The organism is Sphingobium sp. GW456-12-10-14-TSB1 (genome assembly GCF_059424385.1).
Window position 1 is genome coordinate 97,604 of the sequence record NZ_JBWKZI010000002.1, and the last position, 25,843, is coordinate 123,446.

At 61.0% G+C, this 25,843-nt stretch carries 25 protein-coding genes; 7 read left to right on the top strand and 18 right to left on the bottom strand.

The window, feature by feature from the left end; all coding sequences use genetic code 11:
* Positions 1–59 precede the first annotated feature (59 nt).
* Complete coding sequence (locus tag AC07X9_RS17610) at positions 60–452, bottom strand: hypothetical protein (protein WP_495197988.1); 393 nt, start codon at positions 450–452, stop codon at positions 60–62.
* 69 nt (positions 453–521) lie between these two features.
* On the opposite strand from AC07X9_RS17610, the gene AC07X9_RS17615 reads away from it, so the two are divergent.
* Positions 522–950 (top strand): helix-turn-helix transcriptional regulator, encoded by a 429-nt coding sequence (locus tag AC07X9_RS17615; protein WP_241763574.1) that lies wholly within the window; start codon positions 522–524, stop codon positions 948–950.
* Here AC07X9_RS17615 and AC07X9_RS17620 read toward each other — a convergent pair.
* Positions 935–2,221 (bottom strand): tyrosine-type recombinase/integrase, encoded by a 1,287-nt coding sequence (locus AC07X9_RS17620; protein ID WP_017181512.1) that lies wholly within the window; start codon positions 2,219–2,221, stop codon positions 935–937. The two genes, AC07X9_RS17615 and AC07X9_RS17620, sit on opposite strands and share 16 nt — an antisense overlap.
* Positions 2,222–2,648: 427 nt before the next feature.
* Here AC07X9_RS17620 and AC07X9_RS17625 point away from each other — a divergent pair, with 427 nt between their 5' ends.
* The gene (locus AC07X9_RS17625) at positions 2,649–2,783 is read left to right on the top strand and encodes a hypothetical protein (protein ID WP_254908157.1); all 135 of its coding nucleotides are present in this window, start codon (positions 2,649–2,651) and stop codon (positions 2,781–2,783) included.
* Positions 2,784–2,808: 25 nt separating this feature from the next.
* Here AC07X9_RS17625 and AC07X9_RS17630 read toward each other — a convergent pair whose 3' ends face one another.
* The 8 genes from AC07X9_RS17630 to AC07X9_RS17665 form a co-directional block, all read right to left on the bottom strand.
* The gene (locus tag AC07X9_RS17630; protein ID WP_086486351.1) at positions 2,809–2,922 is read right to left on the bottom strand and encodes a DUF2474 domain-containing protein; all 114 of its coding nucleotides are present in this window, start codon (positions 2,920–2,922) and stop codon (positions 2,809–2,811) included.
* Positions 2,922–3,929, bottom strand: a complete 1,008-nt coding sequence (cydB, locus tag AC07X9_RS17635; protein WP_086486350.1) for a cytochrome d ubiquinol oxidase subunit II — start codon at positions 3,927–3,929, stop codon at positions 2,922–2,924. The genes AC07X9_RS17630 and cydB overlap by 1 nt, the downstream gene beginning before the upstream one ends.
* A 5-nt stretch (positions 3,930–3,934) precedes the next feature.
* Entirely contained in the window at positions 3,935–5,338 is a 1,404-nt protein-coding gene (locus tag AC07X9_RS17640; protein ID WP_086486349.1) for a cytochrome ubiquinol oxidase subunit I, read from the bottom strand.
* Positions 5,339–5,495: 157 nt separating this feature from the next.
* Positions 5,496–6,272 carry a sulfite exporter TauE/SafE family protein gene (locus AC07X9_RS17645; protein ID WP_043150876.1) on the bottom strand — a complete coding sequence of 259 codons (777 nt, stop codon included), beginning with the start codon at positions 6,270–6,272 and terminating at the stop codon, positions 5,496–5,498.
* Positions 6,273–6,277: 5 nt separating this feature from the next.
* Positions 6,278–7,963, bottom strand: coding sequence for a bifunctional protein tyrosine phosphatase family protein/NAD(P)/FAD-dependent oxidoreductase (locus tag AC07X9_RS17650; RefSeq protein ID WP_086486348.1), 1,686 nt, complete (start codon positions 7,961–7,963; stop codon positions 6,278–6,280).
* A gap of 21 nt (positions 7,964–7,984) precedes the next feature.
* Positions 7,985–8,422, bottom strand: a complete 438-nt coding sequence (locus AC07X9_RS17655) for a DUF6691 family protein (RefSeq protein ID WP_217673844.1) — start codon at positions 8,420–8,422, stop codon at positions 7,985–7,987.
* Complete coding sequence (locus tag AC07X9_RS17660; RefSeq protein ID WP_086486454.1) at positions 8,422–8,853, bottom strand: YeeE/YedE family protein; 432 nt, start codon at positions 8,851–8,853, stop codon at positions 8,422–8,424. Before AC07X9_RS17660 ends, AC07X9_RS17655 begins: the two co-directional genes overlap by 1 nt.
* Positions 8,853–9,761 carry an MBL fold metallo-hydrolase gene (locus AC07X9_RS17665; RefSeq protein ID WP_086486453.1) on the bottom strand — a complete coding sequence of 303 codons (909 nt, stop codon included), beginning with the start codon at positions 9,759–9,761 and terminating at the stop codon, positions 8,853–8,855. Before AC07X9_RS17665 ends, AC07X9_RS17660 begins: the two co-directional genes overlap by 1 nt.
* A 116-nt stretch (positions 9,762–9,877) precedes the next feature.
* On the opposite strand from AC07X9_RS17665, the gene AC07X9_RS17670 reads away from it, so the two are divergent.
* Positions 9,878–10,537 (top strand): peroxiredoxin, encoded by a 660-nt coding sequence (locus tag AC07X9_RS17670; RefSeq protein WP_206377691.1) that lies wholly within the window; start codon positions 9,878–9,880, stop codon positions 10,535–10,537.
* Positions 10,534–10,914: an ArsR/SmtB family transcription factor gene (locus AC07X9_RS17675; RefSeq protein ID WP_043150842.1), complete on the top strand. Its 381-nt coding sequence runs from the start codon at positions 10,534–10,536 to the stop codon at positions 10,912–10,914. Before AC07X9_RS17670 ends, AC07X9_RS17675 begins: the two co-directional genes overlap by 4 nt.
* Before the next feature lie 36 nt (positions 10,915–10,950).
* On the opposite strand, the gene AC07X9_RS17680 is transcribed toward AC07X9_RS17675, so the two are convergent.
* The 3 genes from AC07X9_RS17680 to AC07X9_RS17690 form a co-directional block, all read right to left on the bottom strand.
* Complete coding sequence (locus tag AC07X9_RS17680) at positions 10,951–11,580, bottom strand: peroxiredoxin (RefSeq protein ID WP_086486345.1); 630 nt, start codon at positions 11,578–11,580, stop codon at positions 10,951–10,953.
* A gap of 104 nt (positions 11,581–11,684) precedes the next feature.
* The gene (locus AC07X9_RS17685; RefSeq protein WP_086486344.1) at positions 11,685–13,124 is read right to left on the bottom strand and encodes a bifunctional metallophosphatase/5'-nucleotidase; all 1,440 of its coding nucleotides are present in this window, start codon (positions 13,122–13,124) and stop codon (positions 11,685–11,687) included.
* Positions 13,125–13,130: 6 nt separating this feature from the next.
* Positions 13,131–14,423 carry an NAD(P)/FAD-dependent oxidoreductase gene (locus AC07X9_RS17690; RefSeq protein WP_086486343.1) on the bottom strand — a complete coding sequence of 431 codons (1,293 nt, stop codon included), beginning with the start codon at positions 14,421–14,423 and terminating at the stop codon, positions 13,131–13,133.
* Between the two features lie 243 nt (positions 14,424–14,666).
* Here AC07X9_RS17690 and AC07X9_RS17695 point away from each other — a divergent pair, with 243 nt between their 5' ends.
* From AC07X9_RS17695 to AC07X9_RS17705, 3 genes are read left to right on the top strand one after another with little or no spacing between them, the layout of a single operon-like run.
* Positions 14,667–17,843, top strand: a complete 3,177-nt coding sequence (locus AC07X9_RS17695) for an efflux RND transporter permease subunit (RefSeq protein ID WP_086486342.1) — start codon at positions 14,667–14,669, stop codon at positions 17,841–17,843.
* Positions 17,836–19,008: an efflux RND transporter periplasmic adaptor subunit gene (locus tag AC07X9_RS17700; RefSeq protein WP_086486341.1), complete on the top strand. Its 1,173-nt coding sequence runs from the start codon at positions 17,836–17,838 to the stop codon at positions 19,006–19,008. Before AC07X9_RS17695 ends, AC07X9_RS17700 begins: the two co-directional genes overlap by 8 nt.
* Positions 18,995–20,413, top strand: coding sequence for an efflux transporter outer membrane subunit (locus tag AC07X9_RS17705; RefSeq protein WP_086486340.1), 1,419 nt, complete (start codon positions 18,995–18,997; stop codon positions 20,411–20,413). Before AC07X9_RS17700 ends, AC07X9_RS17705 begins: the two co-directional genes overlap by 14 nt.
* A gap of 17 nt (positions 20,414–20,430) precedes the next feature.
* Here AC07X9_RS17705 and AC07X9_RS17710 read toward each other — a convergent pair whose 3' ends face one another.
* From AC07X9_RS17710 to AC07X9_RS17730, 5 genes are read right to left on the bottom strand one after another with little or no spacing between them, the layout of a single operon-like run.
* Positions 20,431–21,054: a class I SAM-dependent methyltransferase gene (locus AC07X9_RS17710; RefSeq protein WP_254908156.1), complete on the bottom strand. Its 624-nt coding sequence runs from the start codon at positions 21,052–21,054 to the stop codon at positions 20,431–20,433.
* On the bottom strand, positions 21,047–22,396 hold the full coding sequence (locus AC07X9_RS17715; RefSeq protein WP_086486338.1) for an MBL fold metallo-hydrolase: 1,350 nt from the start codon (positions 22,394–22,396) through the stop codon (positions 21,047–21,049). Before AC07X9_RS17715 ends, AC07X9_RS17710 begins: the two co-directional genes overlap by 8 nt.
* A gap of 47 nt (positions 22,397–22,443) precedes the next feature.
* A complete protein-coding gene (locus AC07X9_RS17720) occupies positions 22,444–22,995 on the bottom strand; it encodes a DsrE family protein (protein ID WP_286863887.1) in 552 nt (183 codons plus the stop codon).
* Entirely contained in the window at positions 22,979–25,144 is a 2,166-nt protein-coding gene (locus AC07X9_RS17725) for a protein-disulfide reductase DsbD family protein (protein ID WP_086486452.1), read from the bottom strand. Before AC07X9_RS17725 ends, AC07X9_RS17720 begins: the two co-directional genes overlap by 17 nt.
* Before the next feature lie 17 nt (positions 25,145–25,161).
* Complete coding sequence (locus AC07X9_RS17730) at positions 25,162–25,842, bottom strand: DsbA family protein (RefSeq protein WP_086486336.1); 681 nt, start codon at positions 25,840–25,842, stop codon at positions 25,162–25,164.
* Position 25,843: the final 1 nt, after the last annotated feature.

Below are 25,843 nucleotides of genomic sequence, written 5' to 3' on the forward strand. Positions count from 1 at the left end.
CTAAATCCCCGGGATGAAGGGGTCCTTTTTGCACGCCGATCACCCCACGAAGGGGGTGCCTATTGCACGCTGATCCTCATCCACAGAGCGCCGGACGAAGAATCCAGCGGATCAATCTCTTTCGGCAAGCCTGATGGCCCATACTTCCTGCTCTCCCAGAATGCGTCCTCATCAAATTCACCGTCCTCCTGAGCTGGCAACGACGCCAACCTCTGTCGAAGGAAACCGAACGAGAGAACGAGCGTCACCATCGGCGGGAAGAACAAGATGTTCAGAAATCCACCGGCAGCCGAATGATAAACTTCAGCCAGAGCATCAATCTTGACGGATGCGAGCATCCCCAGCCAATAGGCTGGCACCCCGCTCCACCATAGCTTCGCATACCACGGCCGCCACAGCCAATCCCGTAGCCGAGTGGGCGCTTGTCGTTGACGTTGAGAATTTTCCATCATGCTCAAACTCATCACCGCTCATGATTTAAAATCTATCACCTCTTCCAGCTCATCGATAGGGGCAATGCGTTGCTGCTCGCCATCAGGCTGACCCAATTTCAGAACAGAAGACCCAGGCTCCATATCAACCTTTTCACTCTCTCCTCTTTGGAACGCGCCTACTCGAAATCCTCAAATCTTTGTTTCACGGGATTACTGGACAAACAGCAGTATATATTTTCCGTGGGACATATTGATCCATTTTTGCACTCTCGTCATACTGTTCCCGCGGGCAGATCAACATTTGGAGTTGGTTTGCAAATGGACGAGAATAACGAGCAGTTTCTGCGGCTGAGAGCCGTGATCGCGAAGACGGGCAAGCCCAAGGCTTCCATCTATCGCGACATCCACCTTGGAACATTCCCGGCGCCGGAAAAGATCGGCGCCAGAGCGGTGGCCTGGCGCCTTTCGAGGATCTTACGCTGGATGCAGGCACCAAGCGCCTACCAAGAGGACTGAAACCACTCCAGCGCCCCGATATTGGGCTTTGCCGGCGTCGCCTTCTCAATGGCGATCGCCGCTGAAGCCTGTTCGGCCTTGTCGAGATAGTCGGCCCACCATTCGAGCATCTGCCGACGGTGGGACAGATAGCGCGCGGCGTTGTAGACGGCACGAACACCGCCGGGTACATGTGCCAGCTGCAGCTCGATCCAATCCGCCTTGAACAGCCCGGTTTCATTCAGCACGGTGCTGGCTATAGAACGAAATCCATGCACTGTCGCCTTGTCGCCAACCCCTAGCCGTTGAAGCAAGACCAGCATGCGGTTCGAACTGATCGTGTCCCCCTGGTTGCCGATTACCGGGAACAAATATTGGCCAAACCGCTCATTCCCATATTTCCCATAGACGTTGAGCTCCTTGATTTCCCGGAGCAAAGCAACCGCCTGCGGTGGCAACGGCACGAGATGCTCGACGCGCATCTTCATTCGCTCGGCTGGAATGCGCCAAAGCGGCTCAGGGCCGCCCAAGCCCTCAAACTCACTCCACTGTGCATGCCGGGTTTCCGTCGTCCGGACCATGGTGAGAATCGTCCAACGCAAGGCAAGTTGGCTTAGCCGAGAGCCCGTATCTGCGTTCAGCGCAGCATAGAAGCGCGGCAATTCCTTGATCGGTATCTTTGATCGATGCGTGACCGCCGCGCGCTTGCGCATTACGGTGCCCAGATCACGACAGGGATCCGTAAGAACTCGACCGTCTGGAATGCCGAACCGGAAGATTTCGCTGCAATAGGCCCGCACCCGATGCGCCATCTCGAACGCGCTGCGGTCCTCAATGGCCTTGAGAGCATTGAGCATGTCGCGCGGCAAGATCGATCGCACAGGCAGTTTTCCGATAGTAGGAAAAATGTCGGCCTCGAGCCGACGCTCGATCACACCCGCATAGCGATCGGACCATCCCGGTCGCTTGGCAAGCATCCATTCCTGGGCCAGTTGGCGGAACGTCGTCCGCTCGGCCTGATCCTCATATTTTAGCTGTCGCTTGATGTTGGCCGGATCTTTCCCGGCGGAGAGAGCCGCTTTCATCTCCTCACGCCAGACCCTGGCGCGGTCGATGCTCATCAACGGATAGTCGCCTCCCGTAATGCTCTTCTGCTTATGATGGAAACGGTAGGAGAGCCGCCACTCGCGTCGGCCGTTGGGCAGGACGCAGATATTGAGACCACCACCATCGGCTTTTTTGATCGGGCGGGCGGCAGGCAAAATGGATTGGATGATAGTATCGGTCAGCACGGATCAGTCTCCTGGACGCCGTGCGCGAGACTTGAATCCTAACTTTGCACCAACAAATTTACCAACAAATCTCATGGTAACCACCTGGGCGGTTATGATCCTGTTGGAGACCATGTTACATGAGATAACAGCCTGAATATAGGCCTTTTTATGACGCCCATTTGGGACGTTGTTGGTCTTTTTGGACCTTGTTTTGGTTGCGGGAGCTCGCAACCATCTTAACTTGCATTTCCCCGCGTACGCGCCTTTTGACGACAACCGGTTGAAAATCATTTCCGAATATCTGGAATTTTTTAATGTTGCGCCATGCTTGTACCAAACGGCAGCCTGACAGACGATCGCTTTAACATATCTATTATTATCAACTTTTTGCTGTGTAAGCGCCGGATAGACATGACACCCCGCTGCTTATTAGAGATCATTCGACGTGAGTGGAGCCGACGATCTAATCGTTGTCGATGAAGATCGACGGATTTTGGGTATGCTGACCGAAAAATACGTTCGCAAACGCTATGCTGACGAGATCGATCGTTCGCAGCGCAACCTTTATGGCGAAAACTGACTGCCTGTCGATGTCACGCTAGCGATCAAGTCTTCAGCCAGAAGCGCATAATCATCGATACTGCACCGAGCGCAACAACGCTGCCGGTCCAGATCAGCGCCATCCATCCCAGCCGCTTCCAAAAGGGCGTATACTTCATCAGTGATAGCCGTGCGTGCCAACTTTGCCACGAAAGACCCAATAGGCCCATCCAGTATAGGCAAGGATGACCGGCATGATGATTGCAGTCCCCACCAACATGAATATCTGGCTCCGCTCGGGCGCGGCGGCATCCCATATGGTGATGCTGTCGGGCACGATGTAAGGAAATAGGCTGATACCAAGTCCTGCAAATCCTAACGCGAACAGGGCCAGCGCAAGCAGGAACGGTGCAGCGGTGGCCCCGCCGCGCAGTTTGCGGAAAAACAGGAAAGCGACGATCCCGGTAAGCAGCGGCACTTGCGCCGTCGCCAGCACGCCGGGCATGTCGAACCAGCGCTTCCAATATTCGAACTGCAGGAACGGGGTGGCGGCGCTGACCGCCGCCATCGCGACCAGCGTGCCTGCCCCGGCCCACAGCGCCAGCCGGCGGGCATGCGCCTCTGCGCTACCTTCGACTTTCCAGATCAGCCAGGCAGCGCCGAGCAGCGCGTAGCCGATGACCACCCCAGCGCCGGTCAACAGGCTGAACGGGGTCAACCAGTCGAGCCAGCCACCGGCATAGGCCTGGTTTTCGACCTGAACGCCTTGGAGGATCGCGCCCAGCGTCACGCCCTGCGCAAAGGCGGCTATGAACGAGCCCAGGCTGAACGCAATGTCCCATAGCGCACGGTGCCGTGGGTCGCGCCAGCGGAATTCAAAGGCCACGCCACGAAAAACGAGCCCCAAAAGCATCGCGATAATAAGTGGGTAGGTCGCGGTCAGGACGACACCATAGGCGAGCGGGAAGGCAGCGAATAGCCCGCCGCCGCCCAGCACCAGCCATGTTTCGTTGCCGTCCCACACCGGCGCGATCGAATTCATCGCCTGATCGCGCTCATCCCCAACTTTGAAGCTCGGGAACAGGATGCCGATGCCCAGGTCGAACCCGTCCATGACAACGTACATGAATACGGCGAAGGCGATGATGAAAGCCCAGACGACCGTCAAATCGACGTTGATACCCATTTTGTTTACTCCGCCCCAGTCGCGATGGCAGGCGCAGGCGTAATACCCGCAGTGCGTACCGGCACATGCTCAGGCTCGGACTCATGCGGCCCGGCCGGCTTGTGCATCAGATGCAGAATGTACCATGCGCCCGCACCGAAGACTGCGAAATACACGATGACGAACGCGATCAGCGAGGCGGCAACCGCAGGCGCGGCGAGAGGCGACGCGCTTTGGGCCGTGAGCATGTGGCCATAAACGGTATAGGGTTGGCGCCCCACCTCCGTCGTGATCCACCCGGCAGTCACTGCCACGAAGCCTGACGGCCCCATCAGCACGGCGGCGCGATGCAGCCACGACCAGTCGTAGAGACGTTTACGCATCCGCGCGACCAGGCTCCACAGACCAAGGCCCAGCATGGCAAAGCCGATGCCGACCATTACCCGGAAAGACCAGAAGATGACCGGCACGGGAGGCTCACGGTCATCGGGAATCGTATCGAGGCCGGCGAGCGGTGCGTTCAGATCATGCTTCAGGATCAGCGATGACGTTTTGGGAACCTCCACGGCATAATCGATGCGTTTCTCCGCGCTGTTGGGAATGCCGAACAGGATCAGCGGCGCACCGTCCGGGTGGCTCTCGTAATGCCCCTCCATGGCCATGACCTTGGCGGGCTGATGCTCCAGCGTGTTGAGGCCGTGCATGTCGCCAGCGAAAATCTGAATCGGCGCGACGATCGCTGCCATCCACATTGCCATGCTGAACATCTTTCGCGCATGCAGGTTTGCGCGGTCGCACAGCAAATGCCAGGCGCCGACCGCGCCCACGACAAAAGCGGTGGTCAGATAGGCGGCGATCACCGTATGGATGAGTCGGTAGGGGAAACTGGGGTTGAAGATGATCGCCAGCCAGGATTCGCCCGGCAGGAAACGGCCATCGGGTGACATCTCGAAGCCGGTGGGCGTCTGCATCCAGCTGTTCACCGACAGGATCCAGAAGGCCGAAATGAACGTGCCAAGCGCCACCATGCAGGTAGCGGCGAAATGCAGGCCTTTGCCGACCTTGGACATGCCGAACAGCATGACGCCGAGGAAGCCGGCCTCCAGGAAGAAGGCGGTGAGCACTTCATAGGCCATCAGCGGCCCGATTACCGGCCCTGCCTTTGTCGAGAAAACCGACCAGTTGGTGCCGAATTGATAGGACATGACGATGCCGGATACCACGCCCATCGCGAAAGCAATGGCAAAGATTTTCACCCAGTAGCGAAACAGGTCGAGATAGATGTCCCGCCCGGTTTTCAGCCACAGTCCCTCCAGGACCATCAGATAGCTGGCCAGGCCGATCGAAAAGGCCGGAAAGATGAAGTGGAAGCTGACCGTGAACCCGAACTGGATTCGGGCGAGCAGGAGGGCATCGAGTCCGACGAACATCTTTAGTCTTCCGGTTAAGCTGCGCGCTGTGCGCGCCGCCAGCGATTGAATGTTTTTTCCGATATGCCGATTTGCCGGCAACTGGCGCAAACGCCCTGACCGGAGGCGATCAAGGCGGCAATCGCCTGACAGCGGCGTTCCTTGTCGGGGATCGTGGTCACAGGGCCGCTGCGCTCTTCCAGAGCATATAGGCCGCAACGACGAAGATCAGCACCGCGAACACGGTTGTCAGCGTGCCAGTGCCAGATAGCCGCTTGGCGGCGATTGTGCCGATGAACCCGCCAGCGATGCCACCAGTGATGAACACGCCAGCCAGCACCCAGTCGATCAGCCCGGAAAATGCGTAGTTGGCGGCTGTCGTCAAGCCGAACGCCGTTACCGCGACGAGACTGGTTCCGACCGCGTTGATGATCGGCATGCTGGTCGATGCAACGAGGCCGGGGACGATCAGGAAACCGCCACCGATGCCGAAGAAGCCCGAGAAGATGCCGGTGCCCAGACCATAGCCCAGAACTTTGGGCGCATTCTCACGATTACATTGGGCACCCGGTATGCCGAGCGCCTTGCGCCCGCGCAGCATCAGTATGCCGACGACGATCATCACCAGGGCGAACAGGAACAGCAGCTTCTGTCCGTCAAACGCCTTGCCGACCGTCGACCCGCCCAGCGCGCCAAGGATGCCTGCCGCGGCATACATTCCGCCGCAGCGCCATTTGACCGTATGCTCGCGTGCATGGCTGGCCAGCCCCGTCGCGGCGTTGACGGCGACCGCCAGCGCCGACGTGCCGATCGCGACATGCGGGCTGGAGACACCGACCAGATAGACCATCAGCGGCACGGCGAGGATCGAGCCGCCGCCGCCAACCAGTCCCAGCGAAAAGCCGACCAGCGAGCCTGACAGGAGGCCCAGCACATATTGCAGGGGTTCGAGCATGGTGATCACGCCGCCTGACGCACGCGTTCGATCGGTTGCGGCTTGACAAGCCACTCATGCCCCTTGAGCATGCCGTTCCAATAAATCCAAGGCAGCGCCTCCGACTTGAGCAGCCACGACAACCTGGCCGGCTGCGTTCCATCGATCAGCCATTTTGGGAAGCTGGGCATGAGCTTGCCACCATAGCCGAACTCGGCGAGGACGATCTTACCCTTCTCCACAGTGAGTGGGCATGAGCCATAGCCGTCATAGCCGGCAACCGGCTCGCCACCCTTCAGAATTGCGAGCAGATTGACCGCCACGATCGGCGCCTGTTTGCGCGCCGCGGCGGCGGTCTTGGCATTGGGTGTGGAGCCACCATCGCCAAGGCCGAAGATATTGGGATAGCGGACGTGCTGCATCGTCACCTGATCGACCTCGACATAGCCTGCCTTGTCCGCCAGCAGACTGTCCGCAACGAAGCGCGGCGCGATCTGCGGCGGGGTTACATGCATCATGTCGAACGCGCGCGTTACTTCGCCCGTCTTTTCGCGGAAGGTCGCTGTTTTCGCCGCGCCGTCGACCGCAATCAGGGTAGATTCGAAATTAAGGTCGATGCCGTACCGCTCGACATAGCCCATCAGCGCGGGGACATAGTCCTTCACGCCGAACAGCACGCCGCCCGCGTTGTGGAAGGCAACATCGATGTTGTTCAGGACACCGCGTTCAAGCCAGTTGTCGCACGACAGGTACATCGCCTTCTGCGGTGCGCCAGCGCATTTGATGGGCATCGGCGGCTGCGTGAACAGCGCCACGCCTTCGCGCAAATTGCGGACCAGTTCCCAGGTGTAGGGCGCCGTGTCGTAACGATAGTTGGACGTCACGCCATTCTGGCCCAGCGTTGCCGCCAGCCCGTCGATCGCATCCCAGTCCAGCATATTGCCCGGCGCAACGACCAGCGCGCGATAGCCGATCACGCTGCCATTGGCTGTCGTCACCTGATTCTGTTCGGGTTGAAAGCTTTGAGCAGCTTCCCTGAGCCATGTGACACCCTTGGGCATCACCGACGCCATCGAATGGCAGGTTGATTTCGGTTCGAAAACACCTGCACCGACCATCGTCCAGCCGGGCTGGTAATAATGTTCGGTACGCGGTTCGATGATCGCCACCGAAAGCTTGGGATCCCGCTTAAGGATCGATGTCGCCGTCGCGATTCCGCCTGCACCGCCGCCGACAATTACAACGTCATAGCGCGCGGCGGGGCGATCGGCCGCGGGGCCATCCGGGCTGCTGGTCGATGCGGTCTCGATCCGGCCGCGCAATTGCGACAGGTCATAGCCCGCCGCATTTGCCGCGCTCAGGATGGCTGCGGTCGGGCGCGATCCAGCCTGGGACAATGCCCAAAGCGTCGTGGCGCGGGTGCCGGTCCTGCAGAAAGCGAGAGTGGGGCCATCGGCAGATGCCAGCGCATCGCCAAAGGCCATAACCGATGCGTCGTCGAAATTGCCACCGCTGATGGGAATGTAACGATAGGCAATGCTGAGCGCGTCAGCCTTTGCCTTCAGGTCGGCTGAGAGAGGTTGGCCGGGCTCTTCGCCATCAGGCCGGTTGTTGATGATCAGACGGACGCCAGCAGATGCGGCCTGGTCAATGTCTTCCGGAGTAATCTGGCCACAAACGAGCAGCTTTTCGTCGAGCTTATGGGGATTCATCGAACCTCTCCTTTTTAAAGTTCAGGCGTGGACCGGCGTTCGTGGTCCCGATGGGCGATCAAGCGCCCAGACGATCGCGAAGCCGACCGCCATCGCAGCAGTAAAAATGGCGGCTGCCGGAGGGTTGATGGCAAATGCGGCCAGCGCCGGGCCTGGGCAAAGGCCGCCGAGCCCCCAGCCGATGCCGAACAAGGCAGAGCCGCCGACCAGGCGCGGCGTGATTGGATCGGTGTCGGGCAGGTGAAAGTGGGCATCGGCAACAGGCGCCGCCATCCGCCGTTGGATCAGCCAGGCGATTGCCATCGGGATCATCGCGCCGCCCATGACGAAGGCAAGGGTGGGATCCCAGGCACCAAACAGGTCGAGGAAGCTGCGGACCCGCACGGGATCCAGCATGCCCGACACGGCGAGCCCCGCGCCGAACAACAGGCCGGAGGCAAGACCGATCACGCCGCGCATCACCAGCCACCCCCAACCGCATTGACGATTGCCACAGTCACAAAGCCCGTCGCCATGAAGGTGAACGTCGCAACGATGGATCGCTTCGACAGGCGCGACATGCCGCATACGCCGTGACCGGACGTGCAGCCCGACCCGAGCCGCGTGCCAATGCCGACGACGAGCCCTGCGACCGCGAGCGTTGCCATGCTCATGGGGAAGCGTGACAGGATCGGTCCCGCCGCCCATGCGACAAGTGCCGCGCCGAGAGGCAGGCCGATAATGAATGTCAGCGCGAGCGTGCGCGGGGCGCCGCCGCCCAGCCCGATCGCCCGCGCCGCCATGCCGCTGACGCCGGCGATGCGGCCCGCGCCCAGCAGCATGATGGCAGCCGCCACGCCGATCATCAGGCCACCGATCAGCCCCTGCCCCGGCATCGCATAATCAGGCATCACAGCACGTCCAGCGGAAGCTTGAGGTAGCGCGTGCCATTCTCCTCCGGCTCAGGCAGATGCCCGCCGCGCATGTTCACCTGGATCGAGGGGAGGATGAGCCGCGGCATCCCAAGCGTCGCGTCACGCCGCGTGCGCATCTCGACAAATTCGTCCTCGCCCACACCTTCATGGACATGGACATTGGAATCGCGTTCCTGGCCGATCGTGGTTTCCCACACAAAGTCGTCGCGGCCCGGCGCTTTGTAATCATGGCAAAGGAAAGTGCGCGTCTCACGGGGCAAATCCATCAGGCGGCGGATAGAGCGATAGAGCATTCGCGCATCGCCGCCGGGGAAATCCGCACGGGCGGTGCCATAGTCCGGCATGAACAGCGTATCGCCGGTGAACACCGCGTCGCCGATCACATAGGCCAGGTCGGCGGGCGTATGCCCCGGCACGTGGAGCGCGACCGCAGGAATCGAACCGATCGCGAACCTGTCGCCGTCATCGAACAGATGGTCGAACTGCGACCCGTCACGCTCGAACTGCGTGCCTTCATTGAAGATCTTGCCGAACACGCTCTGGACTGTCGTGATCGCGCGACCGATCGCGAGCTTGCCGCCGAGCTTTTCCTGAAGGAACGGCGCGGCAGACAGATGATCTGCATGAGCATGCGTTTCCAGCAGCCATTCGACTTTCAGTCCTTCGGCCTGGACATAGTCGATGATGGCCTGCGCAGAGCCGTGCTCGGTGCGGCCTGATGCCGAATCAAAATCAAGCACGCTGTCGATAATCGCTGCGGCGTGAGTCACCGGATCATGCACCACATAGCTTGCAGTGAATGTCGGCTCGTCAAAGAACGAGCGCACAACCGGCACGGGTACTTCGCCGGCGCAGGTGTCCGTTACAATCTGCGTTGCGAGCATGAGCGGCTCATCAGGTTGGTCCATCTCGACTCTCCAAACTTTCTCACTTACACGGTTCAAATAATCGAGTATTATGGTTGCGTCAACCGACGAGATTGATGACAATGTCGATCAGCATGAATGAAAGGTTCGATTTGGCACCTGAACTCCCCTCCTGTTCCGCGTTGCGCCTTGGCGAGGAAGCGCCGGATTTCACCGCCCGCTCGACCCGTGGCCCGGTGTCACTTTCGGATTTCCGAGGACGATGGCTTGCGCTCTTTTCGCATCCGGCGGATTTCACGCCGGTCTGCACCAGCGAGTTTGTGTCGATCGCGCGCGCGCATGACCGGTTTGCGACGCTGGGATGCGAACTGATGGCACTGTCGGTCGACAGCCTGTTTTCCCACCTCGCCTGGATCCGCGCGATCCGCGATCGGTTCGATGTCGTCGTGGACTTCCCGATCATCGAAGATCCGACGCTGGAGATCGCGCGCGCCTATGGCATGGTCGGCCCCAACGCGATGGATGCCAGCGCGGTGCGGACGACCTATTTCCTCGATCCGGACGGGATATTGCGGGCATCGACCTGCTATCCGGCCAGCGTCGGGCGCTCCGTGGAGGAGATGCTGCGCCTCGTCGCCGCGCTTCAGCGTGTCCATGATGGATCGGCTCTGGCGCCGGAAGGTTGGATGCCAGGCAGTGATCTGCTCGCGGTCCCAAGCCACGATGTCGCAGACGTGCTGGCAGCACCCGCCGGCACCGACTGGTTCTACACGCCGATCAAGGATCAGGCATGATGGCGGATATCGCGACGCTTGATCTCGAGGCCGCGGCGGATTTGCTTCGGGCGCTTGCACATCCGGTGCGCCTCTCCCTGCTGCGCACGCTTATAGATGGCGAGCGCTCGGTCGGCGAGATCGAACACTTAGCCAATGTGGTGCAGCCCGGCCTCAGCCAACAGCTCGGGGTGTTGCGAAAGGCCGACCTTGTGCATACACGACGCGAGGCAAAGCTGGTTTTCTATCGCATCAACCAGGCCCGTATCGCTGAAGTCAGCGCCCTGCTTGATGCCTATGCAGGGACGGTAGCCATATCCCGTGCAGATGCGGTCGCGGCCCGACCGCAGGCCGGCGGCGGCGCGGCCATGTTCGCGCGGATCACGCCACGTAAATGATGCCGCGAGGCTCGAAAGCCTCGCAGCATCAAACTCTCAGTCCACCAAAACGGTGCGCAGATATGGGCGATGCTCGGTCCAGCCCTGGGGGAAGAGGGCGCGTGCCTCGTCATCCTTGATCGAGGGAGGAATGATCACTTCCTTACCCTTCTGCCAGTCTGCCGGAGTCGCGATTCGCTTTGCGTCACCGAGTTGAAGCGCATCGATCACCCGCAATATTTCGTCGAAGTTGCGTCCCACGCTCATCGGGTAGGTCATTGTCAGCCGGATCTTCTTTTTTGGATCGATGATGAAGACCGATCGCACCGCTGCGGTCGCGCTCTGATCGGGGTGGATCATGTCATACATCTTGGCGATCGACAGATCCGCGTCAGCGACGATGGGAAAGGTCAGGTTGGTGTTCTGGGTGTCGTTGACATCCTCGATCCATTTGCGGTGCTCGTCGGCAGTGTCGGTCGACAGGCCGAGCGGTTTGACGTTGCGCGCCTCGAACTGATCGGCAAGCTGGGCTGTGCGGCCCATTTCGGTCGTGCAGACCGGCGTGAAATCGGCAGGATGGCTGAAGAAGAAGACCCAGGAGTCCCCGGACCATTCGTGCAGGCTGATGGGGCCGTTCTGGGTATCGACGGTGAAATCGGGTGCGATGTCGCCAATGTGCAGGCTCATGTCGGGTCCTTTCGGGGTTGCGATGAGAGAGACCTACCCCAGGATACCGAAAGCAACCAACATAATATGTGACTTTCTGTGATCGTGTATATGAATATTTGCAATTATATGAGTTCAGTGCTTGAGCTTTCTGCGTCTTCCGCCCCAACCCATGGTCTCGCAAGCCTTCGACGCAGAGCTTCAATCGCCGAGATAGGCAGTTTGCGCCGATTGGCGCCGAATTTCGCTGGAACACCTTGGGCAGTAATGAAAGCGGCGGTGTAGCGAGCAGATTCCTCAATCTGAGCGCCGTCGATATATAGTCGGTCAATACGGCGGCCTTTATCATTCTCCGCCTTGAAGACGAGCCGCACGCCGCGCATCCTTTTGATATAGCCGCCCATCTGCTCATACGGATCCGACGCAAAGGTTCGCTCGAGATTTTCCTCCAGCATCTCGCGGATTTCCCAGCCGGTAACGTCCACAACCGAAACAGGTGGGTCCACCGGCACCATGTTCCAAAGGTCGTTCATCATGATCGGTCCAGGCGCGATCGGTGCGCCGTAACGCCAGCCATTGGAAAAGGCGATCGGCGTTCCCGCTGCCTCGGCAACGGCTTCGAGCAACAGGTCGTCCATCGGGCTGTTGAGCATCGCATACCGATGCAGGGCGACGTCCGTGTGCCCGACGACCTCGCTCATCGACTGCCTTTCGCTTGCGAGAGCCGCGGCGACAGCATCCGCCAGGCCCGGATCGCTCGCGACGCTATCATCGACAGGTATCAGGCGATGGCGCCAGCCCTGAATACGATTTTCCGAAACATCCAGATCGAGCCGCCCGACATAGGAACCATGACAGCCAGACTGGAAAATGATCGCCCCATTGACGACGACGGCGTTTTCCATGCGGTTATGGGTGTGACCGCTGACGATCACGTCAATTCCGGCCACGTCCTTGGCCAGTTGCACATCCTGCGGAAAACCGAGGTGGGACAGGACCACAATCAGATCGGCATCCTGCCGCAGCCGTTCAATATGTCCGGGCAGTTCGGCATTGCCCGTGACAAAGCGAAGCCCCTTGCTGAAAGATGGCGGCATCGTCTTGTCCACAATCGGGCAGGCGAGGCCGACAATGCCTACCCGCACCCCGTTGCGTTCGATGATGGTCGAGGGCGGCATAAACAATTCGCTACTGTCTTCGCAGAAGATATTTGCAGCGAGCATAGGGTGGGCCAGCTCGCTCGATATCTCAGCCACACGTTCCGGGCCGTAGGCAAACTCCCAGTGTAGCGTCATCGCGTCGAAGCCCAGCGCGTTGATCAGTGGCACCATCGCCCGTGCCCGATCCTGCACGGCGAAATGCGTGCCGTGGAACGTGTCGCCATTATCCAGCGCGATCACTCCACCGGGATTTTCCTGCCGTGCCTGGTCGAACAGAGTCTTGATTCGCGCCAGTCCACCCATCTGCGCGAACTGGAAATCGCCATGCGCATCGCGCCGCAGTTCGGAATGGGGCTCCACATAGCCGTGCAGATCATTGAGTTGCAGAATGGTCAGGTTTGTCATGGCGGCTCAATGCCCTTCCGCGATCAGCGCTGCGGCATCCAGTCCCCATGCGGGCACTTTGCCATCTGCGGCAAAGAACATGTCGCGATATCGCATTTTCAGGAAATAGGGCACGCGCCCCATCTTCAGTATTTGGCGGTCACCGCCGAACCAGCTGTTGGAATGTATCCAGAACGCCTTCCCATCGCCCATATCGCCGATGCACAGCACCTCAGGCTTCAGCGGAACATCAGCCTTTTCCGCCTCCACGGCGCCGAAAATCTTGCCAAGTTGAAGCCCGATGATGTCTGATTGCTGATGTCCGATGGCGCCCAATTTGGGCACCGTAACAGCGGCGCAATCGCCACAGGCGAACACTTCGGGGTGGTCAGGGTTGCGCATCAGCAGGTCGGTTTTGATGAACCCTTCGGAATCGCTGACAGGCAGGCCTTTGACAAAGTCGTGCGGCACCCAGTCGGGGAAAATGATCTTCACCTCTGCCGGCAGGGTGCGGCCATCGGCAAACTCGATGGCGTCGGCCGTCAGTCGCGTGATGTCCTGCGTGTTGTTCCAGTAGTTGAAGCCCATCTTGGTCGCGAGTGTCAGGAGTTGTTTGACGACATCCTCGCCTGCGTCTTCCGCGATCATGGGGGCTGGCGTAAAGACAGTGACGTTTTCGGGGCCGCCAAGTTTCCGATCCTTGAGCCAGGTCGCCATCGACATCATGACCTCGACGGGAGGCCCTTCACAGGCGGCAAGCGCCCGCGGGATCGATCCGCCGGGATAGGGTTCCAGACCGTCCGCTCCGTCCCCTTGGTGGAACCTTGCCGATCCGATCGCGATCGGGCCGCCCGCGTAGCGGGTGTTGAGATAGCGGCGCAGCTTTTCCCCGTGATACAGGTCGCTGACAGTGTGGCCATGCTCGGCGAAACCCTCGATCCGGTCATAAGCAAGCCGGGCACCCAGTGCGAAGATGACATAATCATAATGTTCGACATGATCTTCGGCGCCACCCCGTTCTGCGGGCCTGAAGGTTACATTGCGCGCTGCAATGTCGACAGCAGTGACTTCCCCATGGATAAAATCGATGTCATCCTTTGCCAGAATGGGCACCAGATCCATCCGCTGGTGCAGCGCTGGGTTGCGATCTTCGAACACGTCAGCCGGGATGTTGGGAATGAACAGCAGATAGCTTTTGCGATCGATTACGGTGATGCGCGCCTTGCCTCCCAAATATTGTCGCACTTTTTGCGCGCAGGCCAGCCCCGCAAAATTTCCGCCAAGAATGAGGACATGGGGGCGACCATCATAGTGTGGCATAGCAATCTCCTTGGCTGGCGCGGGTGGCGATACGTTAGCACAACGAATATCGCGCGCGCGTTGCAGCCCTGCAGGATAGCCACGCACCTTAAGGCATCCTTACCACTCGCCGATGCGGCGAGATCCGCGCTGCGCAGCAGCAAATTATCGTCCTGACATAAGCCTGCCTTAAGGTAGTGCCGCTTTTGACCTCCCCGACGGGAGGCTCACAACCATGACCAATTCATCAGGGCGCGGCGAACGATGATCGCGCTAGTGCGCACCGCGCTGACGAAACCGCTGACTTTTATCGTGATGGCCGTGATGATCTTCGGCATTGGGGTATTGTCTATCCTGCGGATGCCGGTGGACATCTTCCCGCGCATCGGCGTGCCAGTGATTGCGACGGCATGGACCTATACCGGCCTTTCGCCGCAGGACATGGCCGGGCGCATCGTCACGCCTTACGAACGCGTGCTGACAAATGCGGTCAACGATATCGAGAGGATCGAAAGCCAGTCCCTGAACGGGGTCGCAGTGGTGAAGATCTATTTCCAACCGGGCGTCGACATCCGCACGGCTACGGCACAGGTCACCTCCATTTCGCAAACCATCCTGCGTCAGCTGCCGCCGGGCATCACCCCGCCCATGATCGTCAATTACGACGCCTCGACCGTGCCCATCCTGCAACTGGCCTTGTCGGGAAAGGGCTTGAGCGAACAGCAGCTATTCGATCTGGGATTGAACCAAGTCCGTCCACTATTGGTCACGGTGCCCGGGGTAGCCATGCCATTCCCTTCTGGCGGGAAGCAGCGCCAGATGCAGATCGATGTTGATCCGGCCGCGTTGCAGGCGCGTGGCCTTTCTGCGCAAGACGTAGCGAACGCGCTGACCGCGCAGACGCAAATCAGCCCGGTCGGCTTCGCCAAGATCGGCGACCTGCAGTATAATGTCCGCTTGAACAACGCCCCGGCATCGGTCGAGCAACTGAACAATCTGCCGGTGAAGGTGGTGGACGGCGCCACCATCCTGATGCGCGATATCGCACAGGTGCGAGACGGGTCCGCACCGCAGATCAACGTGGTCCATGTGGATGGGCAGCGATCCGCTTTGATGACCGTGCTTAAAAGCGGTAGCGCATCCACACTCGCCATTGTCGACGGGATCAAGCGGCGCCTGCCGCAGGCGCTGGCAGGCCTGCCCGATACGCTGAAAGTGACGGCAATAGGTGACCAGTCAGAACTGGTCAAAGCGGCGGTTTCGTCGGTGGTGACCGAAGGCGCTCTCGCTGCGCTGCTGACGTCGCTCATGATCCTGCTGTTCCTTGGATCGTGGCGATCGACCATCATCATCGTCACGGCCATTCCGCTGGCGATCCTGGGTTCCATTGCCGGTCTGGGCGCGGTGGGCCACACGCTTAACCTGATGACGCTGAGCGGGTTGGTGCTGGCCATCGGCATTCTGGTGGACGACGCCACCGTGACTATCGAAAACATGAACTGGCATCTGGAACATGGCAAGGGCGTGATCGCCGCCATCATGGATGGCGCGGCGCAAATCGTGAAACCTGCGCTGGTCGCGCTGCTGAGCATCTGCATCGTGTTCGTGCCGATGTTCTTTCTGCCTGGCATTGCGGGGTTCCTGTTCGTGCCGCTGGCGCTGGCGGTGATATTCGCCTTGCTCACGTCCTTCGTGCTCGCCCGCACGCTGGTGCCGACTATGGCGATGTTCCTGCTGCGCCCGCATGATGAAGGAGCAAAGACCCGCCCGACGCGCAATATATTTGTTCGTTTTCAGCGCGCATTCGACCAGCGGTTCGAACGGATGCGCGCCCGTTATGGCCAGTTGCTGCGCCGCGTGCTGGATGTTCGCCGCGGCTTTGCCATGGTCTTTCTAGGCGTCATGCTTCTGTCGCTGGCGCTGGTGCCGTTGCTCGGTCGGGACTTCTTCCCGGCGGTGGATTCCGGTCAGATCGCCCTGCATGTGCGGACGCCTGCGGGGACGCGGATCGAACAGAGTTCCGCCACTTTCGCGCAGGTGCAACAACATATCCGCAGCGTGATCCCCGATGCGGAAATCGAAACGATGGTCGATAATATTGGCATCTCTCTGGCGGCGCTGAACAATATTTATGCCAATTCCGGCACGGTCGGCTCCAATGAAGGCGATATCCTGATCACTTTGTCAAAGGATCACGGGGATACGAATGAATATGTGCGTGCATTGCGCCACCAGTTACCGCTCAAATTCCCAGGCGTCGATTTTGCTTTTCTGCCGGCAGACATGACGAGCCAGATTCTCAATTTCGGATCGCCAGCCCCTCTCGATATCCAGATACGCGGGCGCAACATCCCGGAAAATCAGCGATATGCGCAAAAACTGTTGAAAAGCGTGCGGCAGATTCCGGGGCTGGCCGACGCACGCATTCAACAATCGACCCGCTATCCCCAACTGAATGTCGATGTCGACCGCGCACGCATCGCGCAATATGGCCTAAGCCAGCGGGATGTGACGGCCAGCCTCGGCACTGCGCTTGCCGGTACGGCGCAAAGCTCGCCCGTATTCTACCTCAATCCGGAAAACGGCGTGTCCTATCCTGTCGTGGCGCAATTGCCGGAACGGGACGTAGGCTCCGTCGCCGATCTGGCCGCGCTGCCGGTCGCAGGCGGCGTCGATGCAGCATCGCAAACGCTTGGCGGTGTCGCGCGGATCACGCGCGGCAACACCCTGTCCGTGGTCAGCAAATATGACATTCAGCCAGTCATCAACATCTATGCCACCACGCAAGGGCGTGATCTGGGTGCCGTTGCGACCGATGTGAACGCCGCCATCGTCGCGCTGGAAAAGAACCTGCCGAAAGCATCCACCGTTACCCTGCGCGGCCAATATGAAACGATGAACATAGCCTTCAACGGCCTCGCATTCGGCCTGATCGCGGCGATCGTGCTGATCTATCTGGTGATCGTGGTGAACTTCCAGAACTGGATCGATCCGCTTGTAATCATCGGCGCGTTGCCCGCCGCATTGGCAGGCATTGCGTGGATGCTTTTCCTGACCGGCACCACCTTGTCCGTGCCGGCACTGATCGGCGCGATCATGGCAATGGGCGTATCCACCGCCAATGCCATCCTTGTCGTCAGTTTCGCGCGCGAAAGGCTGGCGGAAACGGGCAACGCTGCAACGGCCGCACTGGAAGCGGGCATGGTTCGCCTGCGCCCGGTGCTGATGACAGCGCTGGTAATGATCATCGGCATGTCGCCCATGGCGCTGGCCCTGGGCGAAGGGGCGGAACAGAACGCGCCGCTGGGCCGTGCGGTGATCGGCGGTTTGGCGTTCGCCACAATCGCCACGCTGGTGCTGGTGCCCGCGCTGTTCGCGCTGGCCCACCGCAAGGGCGCCCCCAAAACCCGCACTATCGAACTGGAACCGAGCCATGTCTGATCCCACCCCATCACGGACTTCATCGCGAAAGGGCCGCCTTTATGGTGCGGCGGCAGCTGTTGGCGTAGCGCTGCTGGTGGGTGGCGGCATCGTTGCCCGCAATGCGGACCATACCGAACAAGCAGAATTCGCCCGCGCCAATGCATTGCCGACCGTCAATGTCTTGCACCCACAACCGGCGGAAGCAGGCGCCATTCGTCTGCCCGGCATGTTGGAACCAGATAACGAAGCCGCCATCCATGCTCGCGCCAGCGGCTATGTGGCGCGGCGACTGGTCGATATTGGCGATCATGTGCGTGCGGGGCAGGTTCTAGCCGTGCTGGACGCGCCGGAGGTGGAACAACAATTGGCACAGGCGCAAGCGGACCTGCGCACGGCAGAAGCCAACCGTGGACTGGCGCAAACTACGGCCGTACGTTGGGACGCGCTGCGCGCGAAGGACGCGGTATCGCAACAGGAAACCGATGAAAAGAGCGGGCGGCTAGCAGCGGCAACGGCCCTTGCCAGTTCGGCCCGTGCCAATGTCGAACGATTGCGCGCCACGCTCGGCTTCAGCCGTGTTGTGGCACCTTTTGCAGGCCGGGTGACCAGCCGCAACGCGGAAATCGGCGCCCTGGTGAATGCGGGCAACGGCGCGGCCAGCCCCCTGTTCACCATTGCAGATGACCGCCGACTGCGCCTGCGCGTCCGTGTGCCCCAGGCCTTGTCAGGACAGCTGACGCGGGGCGTGTTGGCCAGTCTGACCGTGCCGGAATATCCGGGCGAGAGTTTCGACGCCGTACTGGCACGCACAGCAGGTGCGGTGGACCGGGCCTCGGGCACGGTGCTGGCCGAGTTCGAGGTGAACAATGCAGGCCAGCGGCTTAAGCCGGGCGGCTACGCTGAAGTGGCCATCCCGATGGCGGCAGGCACCGCCGTAACGCTACCCGCCAGCGCGCTGATTGTCACACCGAAGGGAACGATGGTGGGGCTGGTCGATCGCGAAGGGCGCGTGACGATGCGCCCGGTTATGATCGGACGGGACGATGGCGCCAGCGTGCAGATCGCTTCCGGCCTGACGCCGCAGGCCCGCGTGATCGCCACTCCTCCAGAAGCGCTGGCACAAGGCGATCGGGTTCGCATCGTCCGCAACAGGGGGAAAGGTACTGCCAATGCGCAGAATTAAATTCGCCGCGCCCGCCCTGCTGTTGATGGCGGGCTGTTCCATGGCGCCGCCACTCAATATTCCGGCCACGCCGGTGGCGGAAAGTTACAAATATGGCGCACGGTGGCAGGATGCCGCGCCGGCGGACCGGCAGCCGCGAGGGCAATGGTGGCGTGATTTCGACGACCCTGTACTGGACGACCTGATCGCGCGGGCGGACGAGGGCAGCCCAAGCCTTGCCGCAGCAGTAGCCCGGCTTGACCGCGCGCGGGCGGAGGCGCGCCTTGCGGGGTCGGATCTTGTCCCCACGCTGGATGCCCGCACGGCCATTTCGCGCGAACGGCTTTCCGCTGGACGGCCCATCGGTCCCGGCGTTCCGATAACGGCGGACCAGTATATTCTGGGCGGTGCGCTGAACTATGAAATCGATCTTTGGGGCCGGGTGCGCGACAGCGTAAGGGCTAGCGAAGCGGACGCGGGAGTCGAAGCGGCCAGTCTCGCCTCCGTCCGCCTCAGCCTTCATGGCGCGCTGGCGGATGCCTATTTCCAGTTGCGTGGACTTGACCGGGAAGGTGCCCTGCTGCGCCGCACAGTGGACGCTTACGAAGCGTCAGACGCACTGATCCGCATCCGCCATGAAGGCGGCATCGCATCGGGCGTGGATCGCAGCCGATCGCAGACGCAACTGGCCAATGCTCAGGCGCTGTTCCGGCAGATCGCCGCGCGCCGGGCAACGCTGGAAAACCGCATCGCAACACTGATTGGCATGATGCCCGGGCAATTTGCCATTGCCCCCACCGATAGCATTGGAGCTTTGCCCGCCATTGCGCCGGGCCTGCCATCCACCCTGCTCGAACGGCGACCTGACATTGCCGGAGCACAGCGGCGACTGATCGCTGCCAATGCCCGCATCGGCGTGGCGAAGGCGGCCCGGTTCCCTCGCATCGATCTGGCATTGGCGGGTGGTTTTCAGGCCAGTGGTGCGCCCCTTGTCAGCGCCCCAACCGGATATTGGGCGCTGGGACCATTGTCGGCGGTGCTCAACCTGTTTGATGGCGGGCGGCAGCGGGCTCGGGTTGCCGTCAGCGAGGCGGAATACAACATCCTCGTCGCCAATTACCGCGAAACAGTGCTGAACTCCTTCCAAGAGGTAGAGGATTCGCTGGCCAGCAACGCGGCGCTGGCGGCCGAGGAAGCCGACCGGCGGCGGGCCGCGCAGGCCGCTGCGCGCGGGGAAGAACTGGCGTTGGACCGTTATCGCGATGGCGCGGCGGACTATCTGGAAGTCGTTACCGCACAAACTGCCGCCCTGGCTGCGCAACAGGCCTTCATCACTGTGCAGACAGCGCGGCAACGGGCTGCGATCACCCTTGTTCGCGCTCTTGGCGGCGGGACGCAGGACAGGATCGAACCGGCCGGTGGCTGATACGGATCCGGCTGAGGCTAGCCGGGCTGCAGCGCAACGAGATCGATCAGTGCGGACATCCCGCCATGGCCGTTGCCTTCGCGAATATCCGCATCGTAGCTCTGCAGGGAAACAATATCCCACCCGGCAAAGGCTTCGCGCAGCATGCTTTGGGTATAGAGGTTGTCTTCCACTTTCGGCCCGCCGGTGCCATATTCCAGCTGTTCCGGGCGATAGCCTTCCAGCAGCAGAATGCCGCCGGGCCGCAAAGTTCTGGCAAAGCCGGCGAACATCTTGGCCCGCAATATGGGATCGGCAAATTGCACGAAGATCGCGACGACCGCGTCAAATGCAGCCTCCGGCCAGTCGTAGGCGGCCAGATCGACCTGCTCCAGCGTCAAGGAAACGCCACGCTGTTGCGCCAGCCTGCGCGCCTTCGCGATTCCGGCGGCGGATATGTCGGTTGCGGTAACGTCCAGCCCCTGTTGGGCCAGATAGACCCCATTGCGCCCTTCCCCATCGGCCACCGCCAGCACCCGCCCGCCTTGCGGCAAACGGCCCGCTTCACGGCGCACAAATGCATTGGGCTCGGTTCCAAAGACATAGTCTTCCGAAGCGAAGCGACTGTCCCAGAATGCGGCTGAATCCATACGATCAGTCATGCGCTGCCTTCCATGCTCCCATCGAACCAAGATAGATGTCGAGCTTTTCAAAACCGCGGCTGGCCAGCCACCCTGCGGCGACCGTCGCGCGCATGCCGCTGGCGCACATCAGGGTGTAATGCCGCTTCTTGTCCAGTTCCTGCCAACGGTCGTTAAGCTGGCCGACATAGATATGGTGCGATCCGTCGATGGCAGATTTGGCCCGTTCGTCTGCATCGCGCACATCCAGCAACGTCCACCCTTCAGCACCACCTAAACGGTTTTCGACTTCGTCCGTGTCGATCATGGGTGTCTGCTGCACAGCTACGCCTTTCGCGGCAGCGGGCACCATGCCGACATAGCCACCCACCACATTATCCAGCGCGATCCGGACCAGATGTTCCAGGGCGGCGGCCAGTTGATCTTGATCTGAAGCGATCAGGGCGACGCTGTCCCCTTCGCGGATGAACCAGCCAGCAAAGGCGGAAATCATATCCACCGGCAGGCTCATTGCGCCGGGCAGATGGCCCGAGGCATAGGCCATGGGCTCGCGGATATCGACTAGGTGATCCACTTTGCGGTCCCTTAACTGCGCGAGCGAAAGGCGGCGGGGGCGCATCACAGCCGGCGGCGCACTGCCCCCGTCCACATTCAGCCGCTCCATCAGCCGGAAATAGGGCGGTTGATAGTGGTTCTCGTTCACTTTCAATCGAATGAATTCCTCGCGATCCGTGATCTGGAGGCGCGGATTGTTCAATCGCTCATGCCCGATGGTGGAGAACTCGCGATCGGCCATGCCTGATCCGCAGACCGAGCCGGCACCGTGAGCCGGGTAGATGATGGTCTGATCGCCGAGCGCCAGCAGCTTGCGGAGGGAATCGAACAGCAGCCCGGCCACTTCCTCGCGCCGGTCGGGATAAAAATCGGTGCGGCCGACATCGCCAACGAACATGGCGTCGCCAGTGAACACGCCCACCGCCTTGTCCGGATAGGCGGTATCAAACAGCGCGTAAGCCAGATGGTCATCAGTATGGCCGGGTGTTTCCATGGCCCGGATTTCCAGTTGGCCGATGGCATAACAATCACCGTCCCGCGCCGTCGTCGCATAAACTATGGGCCGCTCCGGGTTCGGCCCATGCAGCACCTTTGCACCCGTCATGCCGGCGAGCACTGGCGCGCCAGATACAAGGTCTTCGTTACGATGAGTCTCGAGGATATACGTGATCTCAAGCCCTGCTGCACGTGCCTTCTCCAGGTAGATGGCGCAGTCGCGGCGTGGGTCGATCACGGCTGCCTGCCCGCCCGACCCCACCAGATAGGACAGGTGGGAAAGGCCCGGCGTCTTGATCTTTTCCAGCAGCATAGTTCTTTCCTTCTGGTATGGGTTTCGCGCCGCGACGACTGCTATTGTCAATCCGTAACGAGGGGCCAGCCCTGGCGTTGCAGGAGGACCAGCGTCGTCATCGCGGACAGATCGAGAGTGACCGCCGGATCGATGTCCTCCCGCGCAATGCCCTGTCCAGCGGTGGCCTGGCCACAGACATGGATTTCAACGCCAGCCCGCTTGAGTGCGGCAATCAGCGGCGTGTTTGGGTTGGCGGAGTTGAACCGCTTTTGATAGGCTTCGTCACGCAGAATCAACGGTGTGGCTGGCCCGTGGATGATGACCTTGATATCGCCCGGTTTGGTGGACACGCCGCTCGATGCGAGCAGATTGAGATAGCGCGCGACCCTGTCGAGACTACGGTTGACCCCGTTTTGCCCACGTGCCTCGCCGGTGATTTCGAACAGCGCACGCATATCATCCGTCGCGGCGGGACGGTTGGCAACCTGCGCCATGGGCGCAATCGCGCCATAGTCCGCGACCGCAGGATGCCTCGCAACTTGAGCGGATGCGGGCATGCAAACAACCAATGTGGCGGCGCCCCCCAGAATGAGTAATTTGTTATAAATGCTCATCATCTGTCTTTCCTTCCGACTCATTAGCTAGCCTGATCAGCATCTCGCTGCTTAGCATCTGCGGCAGCTCCCGAACCGGACTTTTCGACGGCGCGTAGAGATAGTAAGGGATCGAATTGCGGCCGCGGCTGGCGAGGAAGCGCGTGATCTCTGGATCGCCCCGCGTCCAGTCGGCAACGAGCATCGTCACACCCGCCTTCGCGAATGCCGCTTGCGTGTCCGCCCGGTCGATCGCCACTCGCTTGTTGACTTGGCAGACGAGGCACCAGTCTGCTGTGAAATCGACGAAGACCGGTACGCCCTGCGCGCGCAACTCAGCAAAGCGCGCTTCACTGAACATTTGTACTCCGGTATCTGCGGGAGCGGTCGCGGCGGCCGGGCGCGGCAGCTCTACCGCGATCGCGACCAGAAGCGCCGCCATCACCGGTGCCAGTCCGACCAGGGCGGAGCGCCCCCCGCTTTGTCGCAAGCCCACCCACCATAATCCCATCGCGGCCAGCGCGGCGATCAGCAGGCCCATCGCAAGCCCGTCCACGCCGCTTTGCCGCCCCAGGACCCAGGCCAGCCCGATCGCGGTCAGCAGCATCGGAATCGCAAGAATGCGGCGGAAGGTTGCCATCCACGCGCCAGGTTTCGGCAGCCAGCGTTGAAGTCGGGGCACGAAGGCGATCAGCAGGAATGGGAGCGCCATACCAAGGCCTAGGCCTGCAAAAACCGCCAGCGCAGCTGGCACCGGCAGAACCAGTGCCGCGCCCAGCGCGACGCCCATGAAGGGGCCACTACAAGGAGTCGCGATCAGCGCAGCAAGCGCACCGGTGCCAAACGCGCCGAGGCCGCCTTTCTTCGTCATCCAATTGCCGGACAAAGTGGGGCCACTCACTTCGAACAGACCAGCCAAATTGAGCGCGATTGCCAGCGACAAGAGCATCAGCAGCAGAATCATCCGGGGATCCTGAAGCTGGAAAGACCAGCCAATGTCATGGCCCATCGCGCGGGCGCCGACCAATATTGCGCCCAGCGCCGTGGTCGTCGCTACGCTCCCGGCAAAATAGGCAAGCCCTTCCACTTTCGCGGTGTGCCGGTCAGCGCCCGATCGAGCGAGGCTCAGCGCCTTGAGCGACAGGATCGGGAACACGCACGGCATCAGGTTGAGCAGCAGCCCGCCAAGGATCGCACCGGTAAGTGCAATTCTGAACGCGCGCGTGTCGGTTGGCGCGGCACGCTTAGAGCCCTGCGCCGGAGTGGGCTTGTCGGCAACGTCGGGGAGAACGGCGGCTGTGGAGGCTGGCGCCGACTGTGCAGGGGCTTCGGCCCTCGGATTTTCACGGGCACCCGAAGCCATCAACGCGAAACTGCGCTTACTATCCGCAAACACGCCGCGAAAATCTGAAGGCGTGGGCGCAGCATTGTCCGATGCGGCGACAGTCACGCGCCATCCACCTTCCCGGCGTACGACGGTCTGCGGCGCCGATGCCGCGAACCAGCCATCTTGAGCGGGAAACAGGCGCACCGACGATGCATCCAGCCTGGCTTCGCCATCAATGTCGAAGCGCCAGTCTCCACTCTGACGCCAGACCACCAGTTTAAGCCTGCCTTCCACAGGCAGTGCCGCCTTGGCGGCTCGGAAAGCCGGCGCCGCAGCTGCATTGGTTGTTCCATCACCCGCCGTTAGCAGCAGATCGAGCGTGGCGCGTTCGGGGACACACAGCGTGTCCGAACAGGCAAGCCATGAGAGGTTAACGCGCAGCGGGATGGCAGTGCCCGGAGCAACATCGTCGTTCAGGTTCAAATCTGTAAGGAGCGTGAATGCACCTTTGTGAACATAGCTTGCCAACCCCGCGAGCTCGAGCAGGGTTGGTGCGGGATGGCGCAGGTCACCCATGGTTACGCCGTCCGGCACGGTCCAGTTCGCCTCTACCGAGAGCCCGCTGTCGCCCGGATTGACCCAATAGCCATGCCAGCCAGTGCGTGGCACCATGCGGATAGCGATGCGCGTTGTCGTGCCGGGCTTTGGGGAACTGGATTCGGCCAGCACCGACGCATTGATATTTGCCGTGCCCTGAGCGGCGATCGGTCCAGCGATGAAACCAAGCAAAGCGGCTGCGAAGAGTGCGAAAAACCTTATCGCAAGACGCGGTAGTCGATCAATCATCGTCCTGGCCGGCGTTTTCATTGTGATGCAGTTCCGTTCGGATCGCGTCGCGCAAGCGCCACTGCCTCACGCACCCCGCGCAGATCCATGCCGCCGGGGATGAGATAGGGGCCGATCAGCATACCGGGCGTGCCTTGAAGGCCCAGCATTGCTGCGTATCGGCTATTGCGATCCAGCACAGCATCGATCTCAGCCTTGTGCGCGGTGAGGTCAGCCTGCAGTTTCGCCCAATCCACCCCCGCCTTGCCTGCTGCGGCGCGAATATTGTCCGATGTCAGCTTGCCTGTCATAGTCATCAGCGCATCGTTGAACGCGGCATGCTTGCCTTGCCATTTGGAGGCGATGGCTGCCCGCGCGGCTTCGGTGGACGCAGCGCCGAAGACCGGCCAGTCACGAAAGACCAGTTTCACCTTGGGGTCTTCGTTCACCAGTGCTTCGAGCGACGGGTGGAGCTTGCGGCAAAAGGGACATTGATAGTCGGAGAAAACCACGACAGTGACATCGTGCCCCTGCGGCGCGATGGCCGGGGCAACAGGATCATTCTGGATTTGCGAGCGGATGCGCAGCGCGTCTGCGCTGGAGGTGTCACTCGACGCCTGACGAGCTTGCGCCGGGTCGGCATCACCGCTCCAAAGCGCCACGCCGCCGGCCAGAAGTGCGGCCATGCCGATGCCAGCGGCGATTGTCAGTGTCTTCATC